The sequence below is a fragment of the Arthrobacter sp. M71 S08 genome, from assembly GCF_059089725.1.
In genome coordinates, this window is the sequence record NZ_JBNHEY010000005.1 from 1 (window position 1) to 24,868 (window position 24,868).

Genomic DNA, 24,868 nt, shown 5'->3' on the forward strand with positions numbered 1-24,868 from the left:
GCGAGGCTGAAGTCCTGCCAGCCGGAGGAGCCGATCTGAACGGGTGGGTTGAATCCGCCGGTGGGCTTGCCTGGGTAGTAGCTCAGGGTTCCGTTGTCCCGCTGGGTCAGGAGATCGATGGTTCCGTCAGCATTCCAGTCGACAGGGTTGATCGATTTGATACCCGTCCATCCTGAACCGATCTGGAATCGTGTGCCGAAGCCGCCCTTCCCGTTAGCCGGGTAGTTCCACAGCCTGCCGGATGAATCGATCGCCACCATATCCGCAAGCGCCCGCACCGACGGCTTGGCTGAGACAGCCGTGGGAGCGCTGCCGCCCCCGGCGAAGGCCTGGAGGCTTGTCATGGAACCGTTCCACTGGTTCCAATCGCCGACAACCGGACCCTCGCTCGTGTACTGCCAGACGCTGTAGAAGCTCCAGCTCGCGGGCAGAGTGCCGGCACCGGAGTTGTTGTATGAGGCTATGTGCAGAGCGTGGTCCGAAAACGCAGCACTGTTTCCCGTGCACCGGTACCACCAGTCCGTGGTTGTGTAGATCATCGGCTTGCGTCCAGTGAGGGCGACCATCCGGTTGGAGAAATCGCGCATCCAGTTGACCATCTGCGAAGCGCTCATGTTGTAGCACGTATTGCCCAACTCGGGGTATGGGTTGTATTCCACGTCCAGGAGCGGGGGAAGAGTCTTCCCATCTGCGCTCCACCCGCCACCGTTGGCGACAAAGTAATCTGCTTGCGCAGCACCGCTGGAGACGTTGGGGATGGCGAAGTGGTAGGCGCCGCGAAGCATCCCGCGGTTGCCGGCACCGTTGTACTGGCTGCCGAAGTAGGGGTTTTTATAGACGAGAGCTTCCGTTGCCTTGACGTACGCCCAGCGGGAGCCGTAATTCCAGGCGCCGCTCCAGTTGACGTTGCCCTGGTGGCTGCTTACATCGACGCCGAGAACTCCCGACGACGGCTGCCAGTAGTTGGTGGCAGTGGGAGCCATCGCAGCGCCTGAGTCCGTCTCAGAGGTGCTGTCGAAACTCTTCGGGAGCGACGAAGTCTCAGTCGATGACGGCTCCTGCGCGTTCCCCGTCTCTTCGAGCCGCTCGAGCCCCTGGCCCATGCTCGCACCGTGTTTCCCGATGAGATCTGCGAGCAAAGCTGCGTTGCGTTGGTAGTCAGCCGCAGTCAGCTGCTTTTCCGACGACAGCGGCGCTGTCACTGAGGGTGAAGGGGTCGCCGACGGGGAAGGCAATAGCTCCTCGACGGGAACCGCCGACTCTGTCGCGGCCGTCGCGTCGGCGGGACTCGGGGATGCTGTAGCTCCCGGTCCAGTGCCGACTGCCGGCGTCATGCCGGTGAGGAGGCCCAGGGTAACGAGGGAAGAGAGCGCGATGGTTTTGGATGCGCGGGAAGCTATCACGGTGAGGTCTCCAGATAGTGCAGGCCCCCGAATGGATCGGGCATCTTCCCCGGTGGAAAGAAAACCTGCGTGTTACGTATGCGACTAGAGGGTCAGGAGTGACGAGCCGTGGCAGAGTTCTCCACAGGCCCTTCATCGGGCTAGGTAAGTTGATTTGGTGTGCCCTACGCTTTGAGGCAGGGAACGAGCTTGAACGTGCATTATCAGTCTGACAGTCTCCGGCGTGCCTCTCCCGTCTGCATGCCGAATCCTTGGGGAAAACTATGGATGCAGTGCGCATTGTTGAGGATGAGGTAAGAGAACTTATCCGCCGCCGTGGTCTTGACCCGACGCTTCAAAGCGCGGAGGTGCGGCGCCTTGTGGAAGCTGCCGTGAATGACTATGACGAGCGGTCGCTTGTAGGATCCCTCCCTCCGCTCGGCCACCTTGAACAGGCCAACCGATATGTTTACGACGCCGTTGCCGGCTACGGCGCGCTGCAGCCGCTGTTGGATGACCCCTCAATCGAGGAAATCTGGATCAACTCACCATCTGAAATCTATGCAGCGCGAGCAGGGGAGTCGGAGCTGACCTCGCTGACTCTCTCCGAGCAGCAGGTTCGCGATCTCGTGGAGAAGATGCTCAAATCGTCCGGTCGACGGCTGGATCTGTCGTCCCCGTTCGTCGATGCCTCGCTGCCGGACGGCTCCCGTCTGCACGTGGTGATACCCGATGTCACGCGGCGCCACTGGGCTGTGAACATCAGAAAGTTCATCTCTCGCGCGACGAGGCTGGAGCATCTTGTTGAGCTGGGATCTTTGACGCCGCAGGCCGCAACATTCCTCGGTGCTGCTGTGGCGAGCGGTCTGAATATCCTCGTATCCGGTGCAACTCAGGCTGGCAAGACGACGATGCTCAATTGCCTAGGCGCCAGCATCGGGCCGCGCGAACGGGTTGTTACGGTCGAGGAAATCTTTGAGCTTCAGTTTCCCCTGCGTGACGTGGTTGGTCTGCAGTGCAGACAGCCCAACCTTGAGGGCCATGGTGAAATCCCGCTGCGCCGTTTGGTGAAGGAAGCACTTCGCATGCGACCTGACAGGCTGATCGTCGGTGAGGTCCGTGAGGCGGAGAGCCTCGACATGCTGATCGCCTTGAATTCGGGACTTCCAGGCATGTGCAGCGTCCACGCCAACAGCGCGCATGATGCGGCACTTCTCAAAAGACGTGTACCTTCACGAGCGCGGTCGCGGGCGAGGGAGGCGCTCCCAACGCGCCGGAGCCGTGGGCCTGCTAGTTGTAGCGGTCGCCCGAGCGTGAATGCCTGTGAGGCAGGGCCACATCGATAATGTCCTGGCGGGAACTCCGCCGCAAGCTAGCCCGGGGCATAATCGGCATCCATCCGTGAACGCCAGCTCACCAGGTCAGGGCGTCAATAGAACCGGGGGCAGTCCCCTCAAGAAAGCCAACCGCTCAACGACTACAAAGACGGGCCACTAGAACCATCGGAAAGATGACTCCGAACTGCTGTGAGGCACTCTATCTGTGCTCTCGATGCCTGATCGAGCGGCCGCAGGCGCGGATTAACTCGCAAATGCAACCGGATGGAATTGCACGCTACGAAATATCGCGCCCAAGAGACACATAATTATCTGGCTCTTCTAGTACGGTTCACCCTGCACGCATACCTTTTTCACTGCCTCTGCATGGATTCAATCCATGCCCGCATCGCGTCCACATCGATGTCATTGTTCAAACTCGGGCGGAGGTCCGGCATATTGCGGAACCGGGCCTGCTGATTCCACTCGTTGTTCGGGTCGAGCGCACCACCGGGTCCGTGGCACTGTGCGCAGAATGGGTTGCGGCCCTCTGCCTCAGCCCGGTCGGCCAGTTTTTGTGACCAATAGTTGTCGCCTTGCGGGCCCACCAGGTCGAACAATACCCACTGCGCGGTCGCCATCGGGGTGAAGCTCCAGGCGTCCTTCGCGACACCCTCGGCGACTCCGAGGATGGTGATGTCGCCCGACGTCAAAGCGTCCGTGGTGCTCCCCACCGGGTTGAGGGTCTTGGCGGCGGCCCAGGCGTCACCGGTGTCGAACAGGATGTACGCCGCGATCCCGACCGACAGCACCTTGCCCGCCGTCCCACCAGCGCGACCCGGCTTTTTGGCGCGCAGGTTCTTCGTAGCCTTGGTGTAAGCCTCACGGGTCGTCGTGGTCGCGTGTACACGGCTGCGCAGCGCCTTCTCTGCAGGGTCCATCGCCTCGTCGATCCACTGCTGACGGACCTGCGCCGCCTCCTTTTTCCACTCGGTGAGCGCCTTGGCCGATGACACACCTTTGTCGCTGTCGTGGATGACGCGTAGTGCGGCGCCCTTGGTCTGCGGTCCGATCATTCCCTTGGCCTCGAGCGCGGAGATCTGCTCCTTCACCTGGTTCAGGTTGGTGCGGATGTCGGCCTTGCGCTTGGCCGCGGATTGGTTGCGCTTGGAGCCGAGATGTCGGCCCTTGAGATCCACGTCCATTTTCGTACCCCCGGGCGTGGTCTTGAACTCGTCCAGGATCTTCGTCTCCTTGCCGGTGAGCCGCTTCTGCCGCTGCACCTTGACCGGCTCCAAGTTCTTCTCCCGCCGTCGCTTGTTAGCGGCGTCCTGATGCTCCTTGCTGGCCTTCTCCATGCTGGCGCCCAGGCGCTGCTCCTCCTTGCCGAGCCCGGTAGGATCGGTAAAGCGCACCGGATTGCCCGCCACGTACACGTACAGGTTCACGCCGTCGACGAACTCGGCCGGGTCGCAGTTCAGCCACCGCGCCAGCCACGGAGGGTAATAGCGGCCACCGAAGTAGTACAGCCCGCTCTCCTCGTCGCGCTCCTTTCCGGTGAACCGGTACCGCTTGGGCGTTTCCGTCTGGCTGCGGACTGCCTGGAAGGTGGAGGCACCGAAGGGCGCGTACTCCTCGTAGGAGACGATCTGCGCGGCCTCGTCCAGCTCCAGGCTCGCCGATCCCTGGTGGTTGCCGAACTGGTAGCGGATCATCTGCCGCGGTGCCGGGTCGTCGCCGGCGACGTCGAGGGTGCGGGTCTCCACCACGGCCAGCCGCCGGCCGTCGTCCATCACGTGCAGCGTCTCGCGCTCGAGTACGGCCGTCCCCGCGCCGAGGGCGCCGCCGTGCCGCCGGTAGATCTCGAAGCCGCCGAGGTACAGACGCTCCTCGATGAGCCCGGGCGTCTTGTGCCATACCTTGCGGACTCGCTCGCCGCCGGCGTCGTACACGCAGAACGAGGCCGTGCCGTTCTCCAGATCGATGCGGTGCACTTGGTCGGTGTAGTCCCAGTGCAAGTTCGGCCCCGGGAGTCCGCCCCCCAGGTGTGGCATCCGGCTCATGCTCCCGTGGACGTCGTGGTCATATGTCTCCACCTGGGGGTTGGCGCTATTGGGGTTGAGTGTGCTGCGGCTGAGCCGGTTGTTCGTCTTGGCCGGGGACCCGCCCGTGCCGTCCTCGGTCTGGCTGGTCTCGGTGTACTCGTTGACGCGCGTCCAGCCGGCGTGGGCGGGGTCGCTCCCGCGGTGTTGTATCTGCCGCACGTTCCCGGCGACGTCGTACACGTAGCGCTCGATGTACGTACCCATGGCCTGACCATCGCCCGGGTGGTCCACACGCGGGTGCGGTCCGACCGCGCCCGGTGGGCTCGGCGGCCGACGGCTGCCGTCCTCGAGCTGGCCCAGGTGCTCGCGGCCGGTGGCCTGGACGAGACGGTACAGCGCGTCGTAGGTGTAGTCATTGCTCGGCTCCACCCGCTGGTTGCGGAAGAAGACGGTCTGCTGGGCGTGGTCCTCGATGTGTATAAGGTTGCCCGCCGGGTCGTAGGTGTACCGCAGGTTCTGCACGCCGCAGTCGATGCCCGGCGGCGGCGGGAACGGGGCGGCGGCATTGTCGGGCGGCGGGGAGGGGTTGAGGCAGTCCTCGGTGAACCCGGCGCCGCGCCGGGTGCACAGGTGGGTGAGCCGGAACGTGGCGGGGTCGTAGTCGTAGTGCGTGCTCGCCCCGTTCCGGTAGTCGATGCGCCGGCGCTGCCCCTTGGCATCGTAGTCCACCCCGGTTAAGCCGACGTCGGATGGCGGTGTGGCGGCCGGGTCCAGCAGGCCCGCGGGATCTGCGGCCAGCTCGAGCCAGACATCGACGCGCTCGACGAGGTTCGCCGCGTTGAAGACCGGTTGGATGACGTTATGGGTCGCTCCAGGCTTGTTGCTGGACGGGGCTGTCGACTGTACGGGCCGGTCCAGGGCGTCGTACCGGGTGCTCGTGCGAAACGACTCCGCTTCGAGCACGGGTTGCCCTGACCAGTCGGGGATCGCGGTGTAGTCGGCGGCGAGGCGGCGCGTACTGTGCAGGAGGTTGCCCGTGAAGTCGTAGGCCTCGACCAGGGCCCCCGTCGCGTCCGACCTCGCGTTCGTCACGACGCCAGCGGGGTCGAAGTGCCGCACGATCCGGGTGCGGAGGTTGAGGGCCCGGGCTTCGGGAAGCCCCTCGCCGTACTCGATGCGCTCAACGACGACGTCGGCCGCCAACGTGCGTGGGTCCGATTCGGTGGTCGTGCCGCGCACCTGCTGCGCTACCGGGCGGCGCAGCGGATCGTAGGTCGTCGTGAAGTCGTGGCCCCGGCTGTCCCAGGAGCGCAGGGGCATCCCAGCGGCGTCGGTGACCATCCAGTGGGTTCCGCCCTCCATGCTGTCCTGGCGGATCCGGTTGCCGAGCATGTCGAAGGCGTAGCGGCTGGCGACGCGGCCGAGCGGGTCGCCGGCCTGGGTGTCGCCGTCGCGCACGACCCGCTGGTTTCCCTCGATGTCCAGCTCGACGCGGTGCTCGACGGTGTTCTCGGTGCCGTCGTGGTCGTGGCCGGCGCACACGATCCGGTTGCGCGCGACGGTCAGGAATGCCCGGCCCAGCGGGTCGAGGTGCACGGTCGCGGGGGTGTCGGCGTGCGCGGCGGCGCGCTCGGCAGCGGCCTGCTCGTGCGGCCCGAGCCCGCCGGTGAGGCGTTGCTCGCGCCAGGTTCGCCACTCGGACCCGGGGGGTGCGACAGGCAGGCCGGCGAAGTACAGCGCGACATAGCCGGCGATGTCGGGGTCGGTGCGCGGATCACCGGTCTGCACGTTGCGCGGGGCGCAGGTGTCATTCGCGTCGTACGTCGTCTGCTGCCAGGCATCGACCACGACCTTCTCGTACGAGTGGTCGGGGTGCAGCGTGGTGATGACCCGCTCCGTCGGATCGTAGAAGAGCACCGGGGTGACGCCCACGGCGACGCCGTACTCGAAGCGGTGGGTGGTCGAGAAGAACGGCTCATACTGGCGGACCGGCTTGCCCTTGTTGTTGAAGACGGTCCAGCCGGTGCCCACCCAGCGCGGGTCGACGACGGACGGGTCGCCGTCAACCGGCCCGGGCTCCGCCTGCACTTTTCGCTGGACCTCCCGGCCGAACCCGTCGAAGTACGTGAAGTCCAGCTGGACGCGCAAGCCGTGCGAGGGCAACGGTGCACTCGTGTGGGTCTCACGGGCCAGGGTCGCGGCACAGACGGGCTGCCACCGGTCCGGGTCGTCAGGGTGCGCCGCACGGGTGCGGCGGAAGCGGTCGATGTCGTAGACGACCCGCGTGCTGGCCGACCCGACGAGGACGGCGGCCACAGGGCGCGGGTCGGCCGACCCGATGAGCGCGTCGAGCTCGGCTGGCGTGAGATCGGGGACGAGCCCGTCCAACGAGTCACCCTCCGCCGGGGCCGGCGTCGGTTTGCCCATCACCGCTGTGCCGGCCACCATCCCCAGCGTGTCAAAGACGACCGCGCTCCTGTTGCCGTTCGGGTCGCTCACCACCCGGGGCTCCAGCACCCGATAGTCAATGATGTCGACGATGATGCGATTGCCCAGGGCGTCCTCGGTGGCCACGACCAGCAGGTCGTCAGGGTCGAGGTCGGCACGGGACTCGGCGCCGAACGCGTCGCGGTACCGGCGCGGAGAGAAGAAGTGCTGCCGGGCCCGGTTGAACTCGTCCGCGGGCGGCTCAGATGCGTCGGGGGAGAAGAACGATCGTCCGGCTGGCATCCACCAGCGCCCGCCCGGGTCGGCGGCCGGAAAGAGGCCCGCGACGGTGTGCACCTGACCCTCCAGGTATCCGCCGCGTTCGCCGCCTGGGCCGCCGAGCACGGCAGCGGGGTTGGGCAGCAACGCCTGCGGCCCCTGGCCGGGAACCGGCCGCCGGAACACCTGCGCCAGCAATCCATCGGTGAATGCGAGCCGGTAGGCCTCCCCCGGGAGGGCTAGCGGCTCCAGCTCTCCCAGCGGGAGCAAGGCCGTCAGATCGTCGCGGCGGTAGAGCGTCCGCAGGCACTCCACGAGGCGTCGACACCGGTCGCCCGGGATGGGCGCTGCCTCGAACGAGACCTCCGAATCGAACCGGTGGGTGATTCCACCGCCCGGGTCCGGCGCCACCTGGACGAGGTCGTCGAAGGCGAAGCGACCATCCGGCCCCGTGAACGGGTATCCGGTCAGCTCGAACGTACTGGACTCGCACGGCAGCGGGCCGTGGTGGGCGTGGGGGACGTCGACCACATTCGTCACCCGGTTTTCGGTGTAGGTCACCAGGGTCGTGGTCTGAGTCGCGCGGTCGGCCGGGTGCAGCGCCGTCAGCCGAGGGTTGGGAACCTGCACGACGTTGCCCTGGGTATCGACCGTCCGGACCGTGGTGCGGCGCCCGTAGCCGGCGGCGGCGTGCTTGATGATGTTCCCGTACCCGTCGACCTGGAGGGTCAGCGTGTGTTCGATCCGGGGGTCGGCCGGGTCCCGCTCGTAGTGCAGCCGGAGAGTCTCCCGCTCGTGGGTGTCGACGATGGCGTGCGGGTTGGCGCCCTGCGGCTGCACGAGCCGGACGGTGAAGTTCTGTTCGATGACTGTGTATGGGGTCCGGGCCCGGCGCAGGCGACCGGCGTCCGGGTTCGGACCGGCGTCGTCGGCGTAGGCCTCCTGCCGCAGCACCGCACCGCGCAAGGCACGGCACGCTTCGCGCTCCTCCTCCGCGGAGAGGGCGGCCGGCAGCACCGTGTCGTCGAGCAGGAAGGTCCTGGCGTCCTCGATCGTGAGCCCGGGCTCGCGGTAGTACTCGTGCTCGAACTGCCGCGAGAGCCGGTCCGTGCGCACGCCGGTGTGCAACCACGTCTTGGTGTGGATCGGTGGGACGTGGGACTCCGGCGCGAGGTTCTCAGCCGGCGGTAGCCCGTCGTCGGACGCGTCGACCGTCTCGGTGTCCCACTGCTCAACCATCCCGAAGCCCCGGAACTCACGTTCGACGCCGTCGAAGTCACCGTGGTGGTAGGCGAACCGGGTGGTGAAGCGGGTCCGGCCGACGTGGTCGAGGATCTGGACGCGCTCGACCACGTGCACCGGAAACGGCAGTCGGGTCAGCCACGGCTGTCCGGCCCGCCGGTCCTCGATGTAGAACCGGGTGGACGGCGCGTAGGAGACCCGGGTCTCGGTGCCCAGGTTGCTGACCGTCCGCACGAGCAGGTGCGGCTTAGTGCGGCCCATGAGGTTGACGTAACGCATGGGTTGCCGCGCGTCACCCGGTAGCGGGGAAGACCAGACGAGGCAAGTCGTGCCGTCGCCCAGCAGGTCGGCGGTCATGACCTCGACGACGTTGTCGGTCGGGGGGAAGGCTGTGACAGGGTGCGCACGGCCCCACCCATTGCCTGATTGGTTGAAGTATAGGCGCACGCCGTCCCGGTGCAGGTAGATCAGGTCGGTGGTGCCGCTGCCGTCGATGTCGGCGAGCCGGATGCGTCCCTCGTTGAACTGGTCCATGTCGTCGAACACCGGGGGGTGATCCATGGCGACCTTGGCGCCGAAGCGCCCGTGGCCGAGGTTCGGCCAATAGCAGACGTCGCCGTTGCGAATGCGCACGATGTCCACTAGGCCATCGCCGGTAAGGTCCGCGAGCTGGATCGATTGCGAGCCGTCCGAGAAGATGACGCGCGGACCGGTCTCCTCGTCGAGCGACTGGGCGATGCGGCGGGCCGGGCCGAAGCCTTCCTCACCCAGCGACGGGTGCGTTACGAACGCATCGTCCTCGGTGACGAGCGCATCGGCGTGCCCGTCGCCGTCCAGGTCGACGAAGCGCAGGTTCGGGTCGGCCGGATCGTGGCCGAGAAGCGAGGTGAAGGACCGGAACGGCTGCCAGCCGTCGGCGTCGTCGTGCTCGTACAGGCCGGGGGTTGGCCCGGCCATGAGGACGACGTCCGGCAGGCCGTCACCGGCCAGGTCCATAAGTTCGGCACCGCCGCTTAGCGCGAGGCTCGGTGCAGGCTGGACAGTCTCGAGGGGGCCGAACCGGGCCTGCAACACGCCACCGCCGTGGTCGGACTCCTCCACTGGGACCGGGCTGAGATTGCGCTTGTAGAACCAGGCGCCGGCCTGTTGCACCAGGACACCGGGGACGCCCTCCCCGTGCAGGTCGCTCCAGTGGTAGGTGGCGCCGTCGAGGCCGACCGGAAGGGTCTCCAGGCTGTGGGGGTCAACCTCCTCGAGCTCGTCGTGCACGACCGGTTGGGTGTACTCCAGTTCGAGCGGTGGCATGCTGCGCCGGGTGTACCCACCGTCCTGGCGGCGGTGACCGACGTCGGCGACGCTGCGTAGGAACGTATAGACGGGATTGCGGGCATCGGTGGGGTCGACTTGGTCGGAGTACGTGAGCTCGGTGGATCGCACGAGGCAGTCGATCCCCACGCCGTCCGTTTCGGTGCCGGGGAAGTGGTGGAACATCAGTACGCGCCGACAGGTTCGGGTGGTACGGACCTCGAAGCCGGAGCGGTAGGAGGAGAACGGGTCCGCCCGGCTGCCCCAGGGATACGTTGGAGATCCGTCGGCTTCCCGACGTTCATCGTCGCGGGGGTGCGGGGCGTCAGGGTCGTGGTCGCCGTAGTCGAAGACGACCTCGAACATCCAGCCTGCGCCGGTGATCTGCGCGTCGATCTCGGTCTGGTCTAGGGTGTGCGGGCGGCGTCCGGTCTCGTCGAGCAGCGGGACTCGGTTGCCGTAGAGGATCCGCTTGGGGTAACGGTTCGTGGCCCTGCGCGGGTCGTCGGCCGGTCCGCGGTTGCGCTCGTGGGGTCGGCCCAGGTTGACGTGGGTGCCGTCGTCGGGTCGGTAGCGGTAGAGCACAGCGTTGCCCCGGCTGTCACGCGTCTCGCAGATTAGCCACGTGAAGATCCGAGTGCGGTCCCTCGGATCGGCAATCCGCGAGCCCGCGTCGGCGCCGTAGATAGTGATGACGTCGTCGGCGGAGATCGACCGCCAGTGGACGTCGCCACGGTCGACCAGACTCGACCAGCGCTCGATCCGGGCGTAGAGCCCCTCGACCCGCGGGCGGTAGCGGCGGACTCGGTAGCCGTCGAGGTCGAACTCGTGGAGCACCAGGTCACCGGCCGGGTCACGGACGCACGACCCGGCCGGGTCGACGGTGTGTCCCGGATGAACGGCGACCCACGTGCCGTCCGGGTCCTGGCGGTACATCGGCACGAGGTCCTCGGTGCCGGACAGCAGGAAGACGTCGGAGTCGGCCTCGTCGGCGTACCGGGGCAATCCCTGGTCGGTCTGGCGGGTGATCGCCGGTAACGACAGACTCCAGCCCAGTCCGAACATCCCGTTGCCCGCGCCGGAGTCGTACGACAAGGCCAGGTCGGGGCCGAAGCCGGATCTGCCCGGGCTAGTGGCGATCGGGACCGACAGGGAAGCAGTCCCCGTCGAGGGGTTGGCCGCCAGCTTCTCACCCATGCCCCGGACGGCGCCGCCCCCGCGAGGCAAGGTGATCGACGGGGGTGCCGTCCGGCCCGGCCCGGACACCGGCGGCGGCTGCTCGGAGGTGGGCCCGCCGCCGTCCGCGGACGGCGGCGGGGGCGCAGGTCGGCTATCGATGCTGGTCACGCAGACCGGACGCCTTGGTCACGGCCCATCTGGGGCAGCCCTGGTGCGCGCGGGTCGGAGTACAGGACCGTGCCACTGAGCAAGACCGTGTTGAGGAAGTGGTACGGCTGCGACCCGTACTCGCGCACTTCCTCCGGGGTGTAAACGTGAACGTCAACCGGGACAGTCATCGTGGCGTACAGCGGCCGCAGCGACGACGTCCGCAGAGCCATCGGTTGCACGGTGTCGACCACGACCAGCAGGTCGATGTCGCTGCGGTCGGTTGCCGTCCCCTTGGCATGCGACCCAAAAAGCACGATGTGCTCCGGGTGCGCCCGGTCCCGGATCCGGGCGACGAGGCCGGACAGCTCGTCGGAGGTAATCATGACGCCCCTTCCATCACGTAACCAACGACCAGGTATAGGCCTTGCACGTCGTCCGCATTCAGCGACCGGAAGTCAGCCGCGCCGTCCGTGCGCATCTTCAGCGTCCAGACATCGAGCGGCACCTCGGAGCCGGTGAGGTCCTTGGCCCCCCGCAGAAGGCCGGTGTAGGTCGGGTCGGCCCGGACGGTCAGCAGGTCAGCGTCGGTCGATCCGAGAGGGGACAGCATGACCTGGAACGAGCCAGCGTCGGACTTCACCGCGACCTCGATGCTGCGTGCCTTCGCGCCCGGGAACGAGCGCGTGAACCACGGCAGACGGTCACGCAGGTTGCCGAGCTGGAGGATCTGATCTTGATCGGACGTCGCCGGGTGCAGGAATCGGTAGTACTCGTCGGGCAGCTCGCGGGCGACGTCCACCACGCGGTGCATGCCCCGGCGGTTGTCGGCCAGGGCGAGGGCATTCACGACCTCCGCGACGTTCTCCGTCGCCTTAGCCCGCAGGGCTGCGCCGCCGTCACGGGCCGTGTACCGCACATGCAGGACGACGTCGGAGATCGTGCCGTGGTCGAACTGTGGAGGGGTGTCGGTCAGCTGGATGTGCCACATGCTGACCGCACCGCCACCCTCGAACGGTAGGTACCGGCCGTCCGAGAACGACAGGTCAAACAGGCCGCTGTCGTTAACCGCGGAGCTCGTGGCGATGGACTGCACGGCGGTGACCCCGTCGCGGAACCGAGGGTCCGCCGCGTCGGTATCTCGGGCGTATTTCCCGGCGAGCAGCGTCGGCTCGGTCCGGAGGGTGTCCCGGGTCAGCGTGAGCGTGCAGCTCACGCTCGTGTACGGGCCGACCGTGCACGGTATGGACAACGACACGGTCTTGAGGCGACGGAAGTAGTGGCCAGGGTGATCCAAGTCGAACAGCGTCTCGGCCAGCTCGACGAAGCACTCGCCGTTCTGCCGCAGCTTGACCAAAGCAACCGGGTCCAGGAAGACAAGTGAGATGTGCTTGGTGAGCTCGAGCTCGCGCCGATTGTGCTGGAAGTACGCCGTCTCCAGCCGGCGCAGGTCCGTCCCAAGCCGCTCGCCGGCGAGTAGCCCCTTGCGCAGCCCGTCCCAGTACCCGAACCGTATGTAGCTGGACTCCGCGAGCCCGAGTTCATAGCGGAAGCATCGCTCCGCACGCTTGGCCAGGTCGAACGCGAGCTGATAGCTCTCGAAGTACACGGCCGACAGTTGGGTAACCATCCAGTCGTAGAGCTCCTCGTTCGTGAACTTTGAGTGCAGATACTCGTCTTCCGCCGTGGCGTTGCGCACCTGCGCGTTGTGGTTGACAAGCTCACGCTCGACGATCCGCCGGCGCAAGTCCGCCGCCAGGATCTGGGTGTCCACTTGCGGCAGCTCGAGCGTCGCGAGGTCCCGGTTCAGCTCCCACTCCTGCGCGCGGCGGTCATGAGCGCCGATGGTGGCGGTCATGCCGGCGCCGAGTTGGAGGATGCTGCCCACACTGCGGGAGACCTCGGCCGCCTTGCTCATACCGCCGGAGACGTTCTCGCCGCCGAAGCCGACGGTGACGTACGGTGACCCTCCGAAGCCGGCCGCACCCGCGGTGAAGGTCGGCATGAGGCTGGTCCCGGAGGCGAGCAGTCCCAGCACCGTGGACACGGTCTCGGCGACGATCGCGCCGCCGGTGAGCGCGAGGCTCGCGATCTCCCAGTCGCTGAGGCCCTCATCCAGCAACCGGGAGTAGTACTGCTGTCGATGCTCGACAAGCGAGCGAGTCCCGTCGAGCGCGTCACGGGTGAACTCGGCCTCACTGATCTGGTCGAGCCGTACCTGCCGGACCAGCTCGAGCATTGCGCGCTCGTGGGTGGACCGCAGGCTGGCGAGGCTCTCTGCGTCGCGCTTCTCCAGGGCGTTCTGCAGCGCCCCGCCCAAGGCACGCACCTCGGCGCACACTTCGTGGGCGCGCTGGATCGTGCTGGAAAATCGGTACAGCGGCAACGGTGCATTCAGATCCGCGATCGCGGTGGAGAGGTCGACGCCGCCCGCGGCGGCACCGACGAGGGCGCCGGGGTCGAGGACGGGGTCGACGAGGGGTAGCTGGCGAACGGTCCCGGCGATGTTCATGCAGTTGCGCACCTTGAACAGCCGGTCATCCACAGTGTCCCACAGCGTCAGCAGCTTGTCGTTTTGCGGGATGCAGAAATACAGGACATCCAGGCGGGGCAGCTCAGGGGCGTCCTCACCGGGCGCGGACGTTGCCGTGCTCGCCGAGACCAGGCCTTCGATTTCGGTCAGCACGTTGCTAAAGTCGTCGATCCCCTCAGCCTGGAGCTGGTAGTAAGTCTTGACTGGATTGGGCGCGCTCCGCGGGACGCTTTGTGGACGGGCACCGAGCAGCTCGGAGGCCATCACGTAAAGCTGGGTCGCCTCCGCAACGGTCTCCATTCGGTCTTGGGAGAACAGCTGGTCGGCCCACGCGATGATCGTCTGGATGTACTTGATCAGCACGTTCTTCTGATAGGCGACGGTGCGCATCCGCGCGATGAGGTGCGGGTTGTAGGGGTTGTTGCGCCACTCGTCCACCTGCGCGCGCAGCTCTGCGTCACCCCTGGCGATCGCCACCATGATGTTCTCAATCTTCTGCTTGTAGTAGTCCGCCTTTGTGGCCAGATAGAAAGGCTTGGTGATCCAGTACTTCTGTTGCGGGGTCTGCGGGTCGTCGGTGGTGTTGTCGGTGTTCGTGGGGTCGAAGACATACCCGTAGCACTGCAGCGCCTCCTCGTGACGCTGGTTCGCCGCCAGGCGGTCGCCCAGATACATCGGGATGTGGAAGAACAACTCCCAGTTATAAGAGGCATACGGCCCGGCGTAGTCGAAGTCGACTTGCTCGAGCGGGAGCGGTTGTGTAACAGCGGCCTGCGGCTGGTATGTGGCGAAGTCAAACGGCATCGGGGCCTTGGGGATCGACGTGGGGTCGACCTGGATGCGACGGTTCAGGAGCCCCGGCAGGCCCCCGAACGTCAACTCGCGGGTGAACAATGGGACGTACGGGTGGTAGTGGACGTGGAAAGTGAACGCGGAGCTGGCCCAGTCGTGCCAGCCGCTCGAGGAGTAAGCGTTCCCGCTCGAGGAGTAAGTGCTCCCGCTACGGTGCTCGTAATCTACGAAGTAGGTCCGCGCGTCGTCCCAGGTGAAGAACGAGCCGACGTCACCGAAAGCGGCTGCGGAGGAGTCGATCACCGAGTACATGCGGCCGCCGTGGATTGCGTTGAGGAGCTGGATCGACGGCGCACCCTCGTGGGCACCGAGCTGGTGACCCTTGCCGACCTCCTCAACGGAGTTGTACCAGAAGTACTGCGTCGAGCCCGTGTGCAGAATCAAATTGTTGTGGAATCGCGCCATCGGTGGAGCGATGAGCTGCTCGGTGGTGCTCGCCTGCTCGATCTGGACTTGGGAACCGATCTTGTCGAACGCTTCCATGCCGTACGGGGCGTTGACCGCGCCGTCCGAAGTCCGGAACACCCGCGTCCGCACCTGCGGGAGCATCCGTGTCCGGAACTCAACGCGATCCGGTGCGTCACCGTTCGTCTGCGCTTGGTACATTATGTGCGGCGTGTCAGCGAGGACCTCGGTGGACCACTTCCCATCACGCAACTCACTCCAGTACAGGCGAACCTCCCACAAGCGGGTCGGCTCAACGATGGTCGTGAGCGCGTCCTCCACCGGAGTCTTCTGCTGGGAAGCGTGCTCTGCCTTCTCAACGAACTGTGGCCAAAGCAAGGTGAGTCGCCGGTTGTGCTCGCCGACCATGAGGTGATCGGCGCGGATGTCCAAGCCGACCTCCTCCCAAGGCGTCCACCGCACCCCGTTGACGCGGGTCCGATGGTAGTACGTCGGCCCGGTCGAAGCTCTGGTGCGTCCGAACACGTGCAGCCGGGACTCGGTCGGGCTCCGGTGCTCCAGGTATGTACTCCGGATCTCTAAGTTAGCCACCGCATCGAGCTTCGATAGGTAGGTGCGGTAGGCGTCCTCGACGGTGTCGGCGGTGACGTCCTTCTGCTGGAGCTCCTGCTCTAGCTCCACGAAGAAGGGTGACTTCTCGTCGCGCAGCTGCGGCTCGATCCAGTTCTCCGGGTACAGGAAGACTTTCCGATTCGCCTCCCACGTCCGGTAGTGCTTCATCCACGTCCACTGGTTCCACTTTCGGTCCGCGCCCGCGTCAGCGACGATGTCGAGCTCCAGGCCGAGAAGCACGCGCTGGACGAACAGCTGTGCGGATGCGGACGCTTGCTTGACGCGGGTGGTCAACATGCACGCGGCCATCTCCACGTCGATCAGGTAGTAGCTGTAGAGGCCGTTGATGTCAGTCCAGCTCTGGCCTGAGGCCGCGTCGGGATGGGCGACGAGCCAGGCTGTGAGCGCGTCGCGCCGGCGTTCGCGAAGTGCATCCTGCACCGGGCGTATCACCTCGAGCCACTGCGGGAGGTCGTACTTCGCCTTGAGCGCCTGTTTGGTCTCGTCCGCGACCGCTGGAGAGGGCGTCACGGTCGACCAGGCGATCGCCCGAGCGGCGGTCACGCCCAGAGCGCGCAGCAGCTGGGTGCACTCACGCACGCGCTCTAGGTTTTTCGCGACGCGCAGCTCCCTCTTCACGGTGTCGGCGTGGGCCGCCGGGTCCAGCCAGCCGAAGGCGGTCACAAGCGAGTCCAGGTCCGCGGCCGACCACCCCGTAAGCGCGGTGAGCGCGGCCAGCGTGTCGGCGGACGTGCCCGCGGGGTCCACCAGCTCGTCGAGGTAGTCGGCTGGGGTTTGAGTAGACGGGTCCAGCCCCGCTATCAGGTGGAAAAACGACTCCATCGCTATCCACCGCTCTAGGGGGAGCACGGGGCCGGCGTCCAGCGGCAGGCTCTCGGCCTGCAACCAGCCAAGGTCGGCCGCGTTCGTGCCGGTCACCCACCACTGCACGACGTCGGCGGTCATGTCGAGGTGGTTGATCACCAAGGCGGACTTATGTAGCAGCCGCAGGGCACGGTGTATGCGGGGGAAGCCAGTCTGGTCCAGCGGGTGGGTGAATGTGCCGTCGGCGTCACGGACGAGCAGCGCCGGATCGCCGACCACGGTGAGCAACGGGGCGCCGTCCCCGGGAAGGTGCAACGTCGCCAGCAGCAGGCCGACGGTCGGTTGATCGAGGCCCAGCACCCCGGTTGCCTGCTGGACGACGATCGCCTCTCGGCGCGTGGCGACCAGGAACGCCTCGAGAAGCGGCTGGAGGAACAACAGGCGCTGCTCGACGGAGGCCTCGCGGTCAGCGGGGGAGAGCCCGTCTGGCAGCGCGGCGAAGGCGGCGTGCGCTGCGGTCAGGTCGTCGACAACGCCGGTGAAGTATCGATCGATGAGCCCGTTGCGGTCGGCCTCCTCGCCGGCCCAGGTGCCCATCACGAGAGCGAGGGCGGCCCCGGCGTCGGCGTCCGAGGCGAGCGTCGGCAACGACCCGATGTGGGCGGCGACGTAGTCGGCGCGGGTCGTGTCCGGCTGACGCACGGTGGCCGTCGTCATCTCCTCCAGCGCCTGCCGCAGCGAGCGCAAGAACGTGGCGACGGTCCGGTCCTCGAGTCCGACGCCCGGTGGCGTCGGCGTCGTCGGGTCGAGGAGGTACTGCAACTCGGCGGGGGAGAAGCGCGAGCGGCGGACCCGGGCGACGACGTCGAGCAGCTCATCGGCAGCGGCGGGGTCCGTATACGGGTCGGTGCCCCAAAGCCGCACGAGCGTGAGGTGGTCGGCGATGCGCAAGCCAGCCGCCTGTGCGATCACGGCAACACGATGGATTTTGGCCAGCACGTCGGCGTTGAGCGGTGAGGTGTGCGTGAGCCCTTGGTCTGCCAGGATCAGCGCGAGGTCCGGCTCGCTCAGCCGCAACGCCGCTAGAATGCCGGGGATCCGGTCACCGACCGTCCCGGAGAGTTCGGACTGGGCCGGCGGGAAGCCGCCGTTCACGTCCACCAGGCGGTTGTTGAACAGAGACTGGTAGAGGGTGCGGACGACCGGTGCCCCGTCGGCGGTCCGGTCGATGTACTCGTGGTCGTCGAAGCCGGCGAACACCGAGGTCACCACAGGGAGGGGTAGCGACGTCCGGTTTGCCAGCCCGGTGTATCCCGCAAGCGTCGAGAGCGTGGCCTCGGTCAGGGGGGCGGGAAGGCTAGGATCCGGGGCTGCGGCGCGAAGGGCGATGTCGGCCTCCCACATCGGCGCGCCGAGCCGACGCCACAGGCGTACGAACCGCGTGATGCGGCCGAGCGCGTCCTCGTCGAGTCCGGCCACGGTGAAGGTAGAGGGGTCGCAGGCGGCCGCGTTGGGGTCGGCGGAGTCCAGGACACGGATCGAACCTGCAGGGTTGACGAACCGCAACTCGAGCAACTGCAGCAACTGTCGGAGGGTGAGCCCCGACCGGTTCAGCAGAGCTGGGACCGTCGACAGCACCTCGATCCACGTGCCAGTGAGATGGGTCGTCGGGTCGGTCGGCGTCAGCGGATTCGGGACGTTGTTTGCCGCCTCCGCCAGTCCCCAGAAGTCCCACGCCGAGAGATCGTCCCGGGTGCCGGTGATGATCTGGGCCTCCGGCTCGGTCATCCCCAGCCGGGCATGGTTCAGCTGGTCATCGCTGGGGCTCGTGCCACCGGGAGTCGTCTGCCGGAAGAGCTCCAGCAGGCGGGGAAGGCTGGTCCCAAGGCTGGTCAGTTGGACGCGGACCTGCTCTCGACGTAGGTCGAAGGGCAGGGACGGCGGGTAGACCGCGTTCGCGAGGGTGACGTAGGCGGCGTCCTGTACGTGCTCGGGGTTGGCGCGGACCTCGTCCGCGGTACCGACCGTCTGCCAGGTAGACCTGACCGACAGCACCCCGGCGTCCTTGGCCACCGCGTAGGAATGCCAGGCGTCACGGATGCCCCAGTGCCCTCGGGAATCCGGTGCGTAGACCTGGGCGTCCGCGGTGATGGGCATCCCGATACTCACCAGCGCGGTTCTGATTGTTGCGCGGATTGGACCGGCGACGAGGTCAGCCTCGAGCGTGGGATCGATCGTGGCGCCGGATGGGGAGATGGCGCGCTCGAGCACCTCGTTGACGAGGTCGATGTACGGCAGCGGCGTGTTCGAGTTCTGACACGATAGCTCGATGTCGCCGAGGTCGGGGCGCCTCCCGAGCAGGACGTCTCGGACGTTCTTGCCGGCGTTGATCCCGGTTCCTTGGGTACCCCGGTCGCCAAGGAAGCGCAGGACGTCGACGAAGTACGCCGACTCGCTGTACACCGAGCGGCACTGCGTGCACTCGCAGTAATCCAGCGATCCGAACAGCGCCTGCAAGCTGGGGAGTGCCGCGATCGTAGCCTGGGTCTCGCCGTCCGGAGCCGCCGCCCCGACGGCGGCGGGCACGGGACCATTGAGCGGGACGTTGAGATCGGCAAAGAGCGCGAGGGCGGTTGCGTATGTCGACTCCGCGCGTCGGTACATGCGCAACGCGTCCATCCCATTCACGCCCGAGTCCTTCAACGTGGCGGAGAACTGCGTTTGTCCCATGAAGTACACCTGTTGAGCGGAAGTGATGCCGCGCGTTATGAGGGCGTCGACCGCGGTGAACGTGGGGTTGAGCTTGAAGACCCGCTGCACAGCCTTGATCGCCGTAACGGCGGCGACCGGGTCGTCGAGCGTGTTGAGTGCGTCGACCTCCTGCGCGAGGTAGTGGTCAACGCGGAAACGGTCGAGTTGGAACGCCGGGTTGGCCTCGAGGAAGGCCGCCGTGACAGATTCCTCCGGGTGTACCTGGGGCGAGCGCGCCACCTTGGCCGCGAACGACGTCGTCGGGAACCGCCGTTCGAACTGTTGGTCCAGAAGCGCCGCGTACATGGCCAACCGGTCGTCCTCGGTCTCGCCGTCCATGTTGGCCGGCGCCCCGATGATCGACCCGTCGGGCTGCGCCGTGGAAAGCAGGCCCTTCCAATCCTCGGGCGACAGCCTAGCCAGATCCTGCTGGGACGCGAGTTCTCCCGCGGTGATGCGGTCGGCCAGGACGGTGACCAGCGGGATGTGGCTGCGGGTGAGCCCGCCGAGCTCGAACGTCGTCCGGACGTGCCGAACCGTCTCAGCTGAGACCCGCTCGTCCGATTGCAGTTGCGACCATAACTCCTCCAACGGGACGGCACGCGTGGACAGGGTTTCGAGGATCACCTGTCGATCGTCGTCCGGGGTGTGTGCCGCCTCCAGAAGCTCGACCACCGTTCCCCTCCCCGCTCCGAGCCTGCGGTCGCTGGTGCGGGAAACCCGCAAGGCCGCAAGAGTCTGAACAATCGCCTCGATGTCCCGGGTAAGGCGCGCAGGGACGAGATTCTCGGCAACTGCGGCCTCGAGCAGCGAGACTTGCAGGTCGGTGGAGAGGTCCGCCAGGCCGCCGATCAGGGCGTCCTCGATGAGCGGGATGCGTTCAGGGTGCTTCATATCCTCCAGTAACTGGTCTCGGAAGACGGAGGGCTCCCCCTGGCGGACGAACGCGAAGACCGCCTCGGGCGAGAGCGGTTGGTCCTGCTCGGCGACCCGCTGTGCGATGCGGAAGCACGCGCTCCAACGGCCGATGTCCAGCGGCGTGTATCCGGTCTCCCCGGCGAGGAAGCTGATGTCCCCGAACGTGTCGTCCTCACGCAATTCGGCCGGCTTCACGTCGCCGAGCAGTGACAGGAGGGTCGCGGTCCGGGTATCCCACTCAGACGGGCCGGCCCACCGCGTCCCGCTTACCTGCAGATCCACCACGACATCGGGCGCCGCGTTGAACACGGTGCGGGACTCCGCAAGCACCTCGTCATGCGTGTCCAGTGCCCGTAGGAGAAGGTCGGCGGCCTCCTTCTCCGTCCGCCGGAACTGATCCGGGCTGTAGCGAAGTTCGTACCCGGCGTCTTCATCGGAGGTAGTCCGTCCGAGCAGCTCCTCACTGCGTAGATCGCGATCGAACGCCAGGACCGTGACTCCAGGCATGGGGTCGCCGACCTCGTTCCGGACGGTTCCGTGCACCCGGAACGGCGGCTCCTCGCCGTCCCCAAGGTCGACTCGCAGGTCGATGACCGTGCGGGGCGCCTGTGCGTCTTGCACCGGTGACTTTAGGGGCGGCCGGCCGGCCACCAATACCCGGATCGATGCCTCCACCCACATGCCGCGTTCGGGAGTTGGCACGTCGATAACGTAGCGGCCTTCGACGTCAGTGGTGGCCACCCCCGCGGGCCGTGGCTCTCTGACATCTCTCAGCGTCACGAAGGACTCCACCTGCGCATCCGCCACCGGCTGGCCCTGCGTATCGGTGATGAAACCTGTGATGGAGAAGGCGTCGTCGGTAGGCATGGACCGTTCCTCTCTGAGCTCGGCAACTGAGTAACCATTGGGACTGGGTCTCATCGAAGTAGCGGGCGATACCTTTATCTGTTTTGCGGGTGATGGCGGGGATGTTCAAGGACCACCCGAACCCAAACGGACCATTTCCAGCACCGGAGTCATAGGTCATGGTTAATTTAGGGCCAAAACCGGAACGCCCAGCGCTGAGCGCAACCGGGATAGTCATGGAACCGGTTCCCGTAACGGGGTTCGCTGCGAATTTCTCGCCGATACCGCGGATTGCTCCGCCGCCTTTTGGAAGAGAGACTGCCGGCGCAGATTGGCTGCGCCAACTGCCCCCGCTTTTATCCGTTGCCGGGATGTCCGCCATGGTAAACATCGTTCACAGTAGTGTCGAATAGACGAACGATGCCGTACAGAATTACGGACCGCAGATGCCTCAGGGGCTTGGAGGCCGAAAGGGAAAGAATGGGCCTCGCCTGCAAATTCTTCGGAGATCTAACGGTATTGGCACTCCCACGTGCTGTCAATAGTGTGCTAACTCGCAAAAAACTCTTCGTCGCGCGAAGGGGTGCCTCGTCGAAAAGCGTAGCGTCTTCGAGTCTGCCACGGACATTCCACCAAGCCCCTACGGTTGCAGTGCCTGCCCGTTCTGCAAGGCCGATAACCGACGTTCAACAACCCTCAGGACGTGCAGATTCTCAACACGACTGGAGGTGGTGATTCGCGAGGAGCGCACCAGCGACACGTCGGTCAGAGACATGGCACTCTCGCTGTTGGGCTGCCGTTGTTGTGCAGGTCTGCAGGCAGACCCTGGTGGGCGGGCGGAAGGCTCCGTTTCCAGAGATTCATTCATTTCCTTGCGCGTGTGCAGGCCGGGCGGAATATCATAAGACCTGAGCGGAGAGGAATTAGCCGTGCCAATGCCACCCCCGGTAATCGCAGTCTTCGGGAGTAATAAGCCTTTCGACAATGAGCCTGAGGCAGCGTGGCTCTTGGGAAGAGCGATAGGGCGCCAGGGGGCCATCGTTCTGACCGGTGGCACGTGGAGGATACCCGCCACCCAAATCAAGGACATCGCGATCGTGGCCGCCGAGGGGAGTAACACCACCGCCGACCCGGTGTGGATTGGAGTCGCGAACGAGCCTTATCCCGCGCCGTGGAGGGAATCGCATCGTGGCGTAGTCCTGACGCCAGGCGGAGGGCACGAACGCAACTTCGTCGAAGCATGTCTGTGCGACGCTGCGATCGCCATAGGAGCCAGCGACGGAACGTCCTCCGAGGCCATATTCGCCCTCTACCTCCACCGCCCCGTCGCATTAGTGAACGGTCCTGACACAGCGGTGCCCAAGGCGACTATGCGGACTCTCAAAACAGCAGCACTCAATCGAATCAGGCCGGCTGAGGACGAGGACTCGGTTCGGAGGGGCATCCGCCAGGCCTACGTATGGGCAGATAGTCCCGACGGCAGCTTCTGGCACCAGCCCCTCCCGCGGACGGATGCAGAGGCGGACGCGATCGTCGAGGAGCTCCTCCGAACCATCGGCCCGCTCGAGGACAGACCGGCCTGGCACACCCTCGGTGACGCGCGGGCTTGGGCCGCGTTCGTCGAAGCGTCGATCACCGCAGCCGGGCGGTGACTGCCAGGCTCTGACCAATTTCGAACAGAAATCACCCTGATGGAGTGCACATGATTGAGCGCATCGGCTTTGGAACTGCGCAGGTAGACCCGGGATCCCTCCGGGTCAAGTTGACGCAAGGGGATCGGCTCACTGTCGGCATGGGCGTCACTGCGAGACAGGACGTGGACCTCGGGGGCGTTACCGCATTCGCGTGGACGAATTATGGGAACGCGAATCCCGTCGATTTCCATGCGATCGCCATGACCGAGACACCACCCACCGACGATCACCAGAAAGCCTTCTCCCTCACTCTTCCGGAAGCATCGCTCGGTACTTTCATCGTGACTGCGTACGTGGTCATCCAGGGAGAAAAGTACTGGGCGCAGGATTATGCCGGCCCAACGAACTGGTCGGCTACGTTCGGCTTGCAGAACAGACTTGTCCTCCGCGTCAGCGCCACTGATACCGCGGATCTGATCGTTCGTGAGGTGCCGATCGACAAGGTGAACGCCAGGTCGGCCAGCACGGACATCTCGCTGATCGAGGACCTCCTTGAAGCCGAGACCGGCTGGTACAACTTGACGACACTTCGAGACCAGGGAGTGAACTGCGTCTGGTTCCAAGTGCCGTACCGATTGGACCCGTGGCTTCGTAGGGAGGGGCAGGACGACGCCGGAAGCGACTATGCCAGCAACGACTGGTTCTCGATCGACCCCGACCTGTCCCAAGGCTCCCGTGGAGTGCCGCCCTGGGATTTGGACAGACAGCACGAACTGGCGAACGCCGCGATGAAGGAGCTGGTCGCTCGGGCTCACCAACTGAACATGAAGGTCTTGATTGAGATCGCGCCGAATCACGTGGGCCACAACTTCATTTATCGGGATGTGCTACCTACCGAAGCGGGAGTCACGGCCCCCCGACGCGACTATACGCTTTCGGTGATCGACGACGCCCAACTCGGTATGGTTCAGGAACGCTTGGACAGTGCGCAATACCCGGAAGATGTTAAGGACTACGCAGAGTACATGCTGCCCCAGATGTACGCGGCCCGTTATCCGGATGGCACTGCCAATCCGTTCGGGGCGGAGTCGGTGAACGAGACCTATTCCCCTGACTGGTATGGAATCTGGGCAGACGTCAAGCACTTGAATCACGGGGGCAGCCCGGCAGACCGGATGTGGTATCCGAGAACGCCGCAGAACCTGCGGGTGCTTGCCTACATCGGACGGGCGATGGCCTGGGCGGCAGTCGAGTTAGGGGTGGACGGATTCCGGATTGATCACTGTCTGGCTATGCCCTTCCATTTCTTCGAACAGACTTTGCCGTGGGTCGAGATGCAGGTGCGTGAGCGCAGAGGGCAGGATGCGTCCATGATCTGGGTGATGGAAGACCACGATCGCAAGGATTACACGAGTTGCGTCGCGGATGTCGTGCAGTCGTCGGACTACATGGGGGTGCTCCGGGCATTCGCAGAACAGGACGTCGACCGGCTTTGGAACGCCTGTGGAGTGGTGTTTCGAAACCGAGAGTTCCTGGGAACGGGTAACCACGACGAGAGGCGGGCAATCCACTTCTTTGGTGGAGACCTTGCCGCCTACGGGAATGCGGTGATGACGATGCAGCTGCTTGGCGGCCTTTTCCTCATGCTCGCCGGAGACGAATACGCCGAGAGTGAGCAATTGCGATTCAAGGCGAAGGGCGGCGTGCCCACACTTTGGTACAGGCGACAGGGCCTGTTGCCGACCGAATTGAATAACCTCGCCACATGGATCGGTCAAGGGGGTGCATTACGAAACTGGCACCCCTCGCTGCGGGGCGACAACCGGGAACGGCTGATGCAATTCTCGGCGAACGGCCCTCATTCGATATTCGCGTGCAGTCGGTGGGGAGTGGATCCCGTGGAGGCGCCGATCCTTCTGTTCAGTAATCTCGACCGTGCCGACTGGGCGACCGCGACGTTTGACGTCGGCATGCACGCCCGGGCCTGGTTGTCGCACTTCCCCGACGACTGGTACCAGGTCCGCGACCTCATTGGCTTCGACCCAAACCGGTATCTGTGGAGCCGGCCGATGCCTGGGAGAGCGCTACTCCAGCACGGAATCGGTGTCGGGCTGCAGCCTAATCAGGTCCAGGCACTGTGTTTCGAACGAGTCGTGTGAAACGGCCGACA

7 protein-coding genes and 1 pseudogene are annotated in these 24,868 nt (G+C 65.7%); 3 read left to right on the top strand and 5 right to left on the bottom strand.

What is annotated here, in order from left to right:
* On the bottom strand, nucleotides 1-1,403 hold a 1,403-nt coding region (locus tag AC5RTB_RS11385), incomplete at its 3' end, for a GH25 family lysozyme (protein ID WP_494061191.1).
* Nucleotides 1,404-1,666: 263 nt separating this feature from the next.
* Between AC5RTB_RS11385 and AC5RTB_RS11390 the strand changes: the two genes are divergently transcribed.
* Entirely contained in the window at nucleotides 1,667-2,728 is a 1,062-nt protein-coding gene (locus tag AC5RTB_RS11390; protein WP_494061192.1) for a TadA family conjugal transfer-associated ATPase, read from the top strand.
* A gap of 344 nt (nucleotides 2,729-3,072) precedes the next feature.
* On the opposite strand, the gene AC5RTB_RS11395 is transcribed toward AC5RTB_RS11390, so the two are convergent.
* The 4 genes and pseudogenes from AC5RTB_RS11395 to AC5RTB_RS11410 form a co-directional block, all read right to left on the bottom strand.
* On the bottom strand, nucleotides 3,073-11,193 hold the full coding sequence (locus AC5RTB_RS11395) for a SpvB/TcaC N-terminal domain-containing protein (protein WP_494061193.1): 8,121 nt from the start codon (nucleotides 11,191-11,193) through the stop codon (nucleotides 3,073-3,075).
* A 146-nt stretch (nucleotides 11,194-11,339) separates the two neighbouring features.
* Nucleotides 11,340-11,708: a nucleotidyltransferase domain-containing protein gene (locus AC5RTB_RS11400; protein ID WP_494061194.1), complete on the bottom strand. Its 369-nt coding sequence runs from the start codon at nucleotides 11,706-11,708 to the stop codon at nucleotides 11,340-11,342.
* Nucleotides 11,705-21,085, bottom strand: coding sequence for a Tc toxin subunit A-related protein (locus AC5RTB_RS11405; protein ID WP_494061195.1), 9,381 nt, complete (start codon nucleotides 21,083-21,085; stop codon nucleotides 11,705-11,707). Before AC5RTB_RS11405 ends, AC5RTB_RS11400 begins: the two co-directional genes overlap by 4 nt.
* 55 nt (nucleotides 21,086-21,140) lie before the next feature.
* Nucleotides 21,141-21,455: pseudogene (locus AC5RTB_RS11410) on the bottom strand (SpvB/TcaC N-terminal domain-containing protein); the annotation flags it as partial.
* 544 nt (nucleotides 21,456-21,999) lie between these two features.
* On the opposite strand from AC5RTB_RS11410, the gene AC5RTB_RS11415 reads away from it, so the two are divergent.
* Both AC5RTB_RS11415 and AC5RTB_RS11420 read left to right on the top strand, forming a co-directional pair.
* On the top strand, nucleotides 22,000-22,716 hold the full coding sequence (locus tag AC5RTB_RS11415; protein WP_494061395.1) for an SLOG cluster 4 domain-containing protein: 717 nt from the start codon (nucleotides 22,000-22,002) through the stop codon (nucleotides 22,714-22,716).
* A 50-nt stretch (nucleotides 22,717-22,766) separates the two neighbouring features.
* Entirely contained in the window at nucleotides 22,767-24,857 is a 2,091-nt protein-coding gene (locus AC5RTB_RS11420) for an alpha-amylase family protein (protein WP_494061196.1), read from the top strand.
* Nucleotides 24,858-24,868: the final 11 nt, after the last annotated feature.

Bases quoted from the DNA above. Each gene is read 5' to 3' on its own strand.
- AC5RTB_RS11400 (WP_494061194.1), bottom strand. From the start codon at position 11,708: ATGATTACCTCCGACGAGCTGTCCGGCCTCGTCGCCCGGATCCGGGAC.
- AC5RTB_RS11420 (WP_494061196.1), top strand. From the start codon at position 22,767: ATGATTGAGCGCATCGGCTTTGGAACTGCGCAGGTAGACCCGGGATCC.
- AC5RTB_RS11390 (WP_494061192.1), top strand. From the start codon at position 1,667: ATGGATGCAGTGCGCATTGTTGAGGATGAGGTAAGAGAACTTATCCGC.
- AC5RTB_RS11415 (WP_494061395.1), top strand. From the start codon at position 22,000: ATGCCACCCCCGGTAATCGCAGTCTTCGGGAGTAATAAGCCTTTCGAC.
- AC5RTB_RS11405 (WP_494061195.1), bottom strand. From the start codon at position 21,085: ATGCCTACCGACGACGCCTTCTCCATCACAGGTTTCATCACCGATACG.
- AC5RTB_RS11395 (WP_494061193.1), bottom strand. From the start codon at position 11,193: ATGGGTGAGAAGCTGGCGGCCAACCCCTCGACGGGGACTGCTTCCCTG.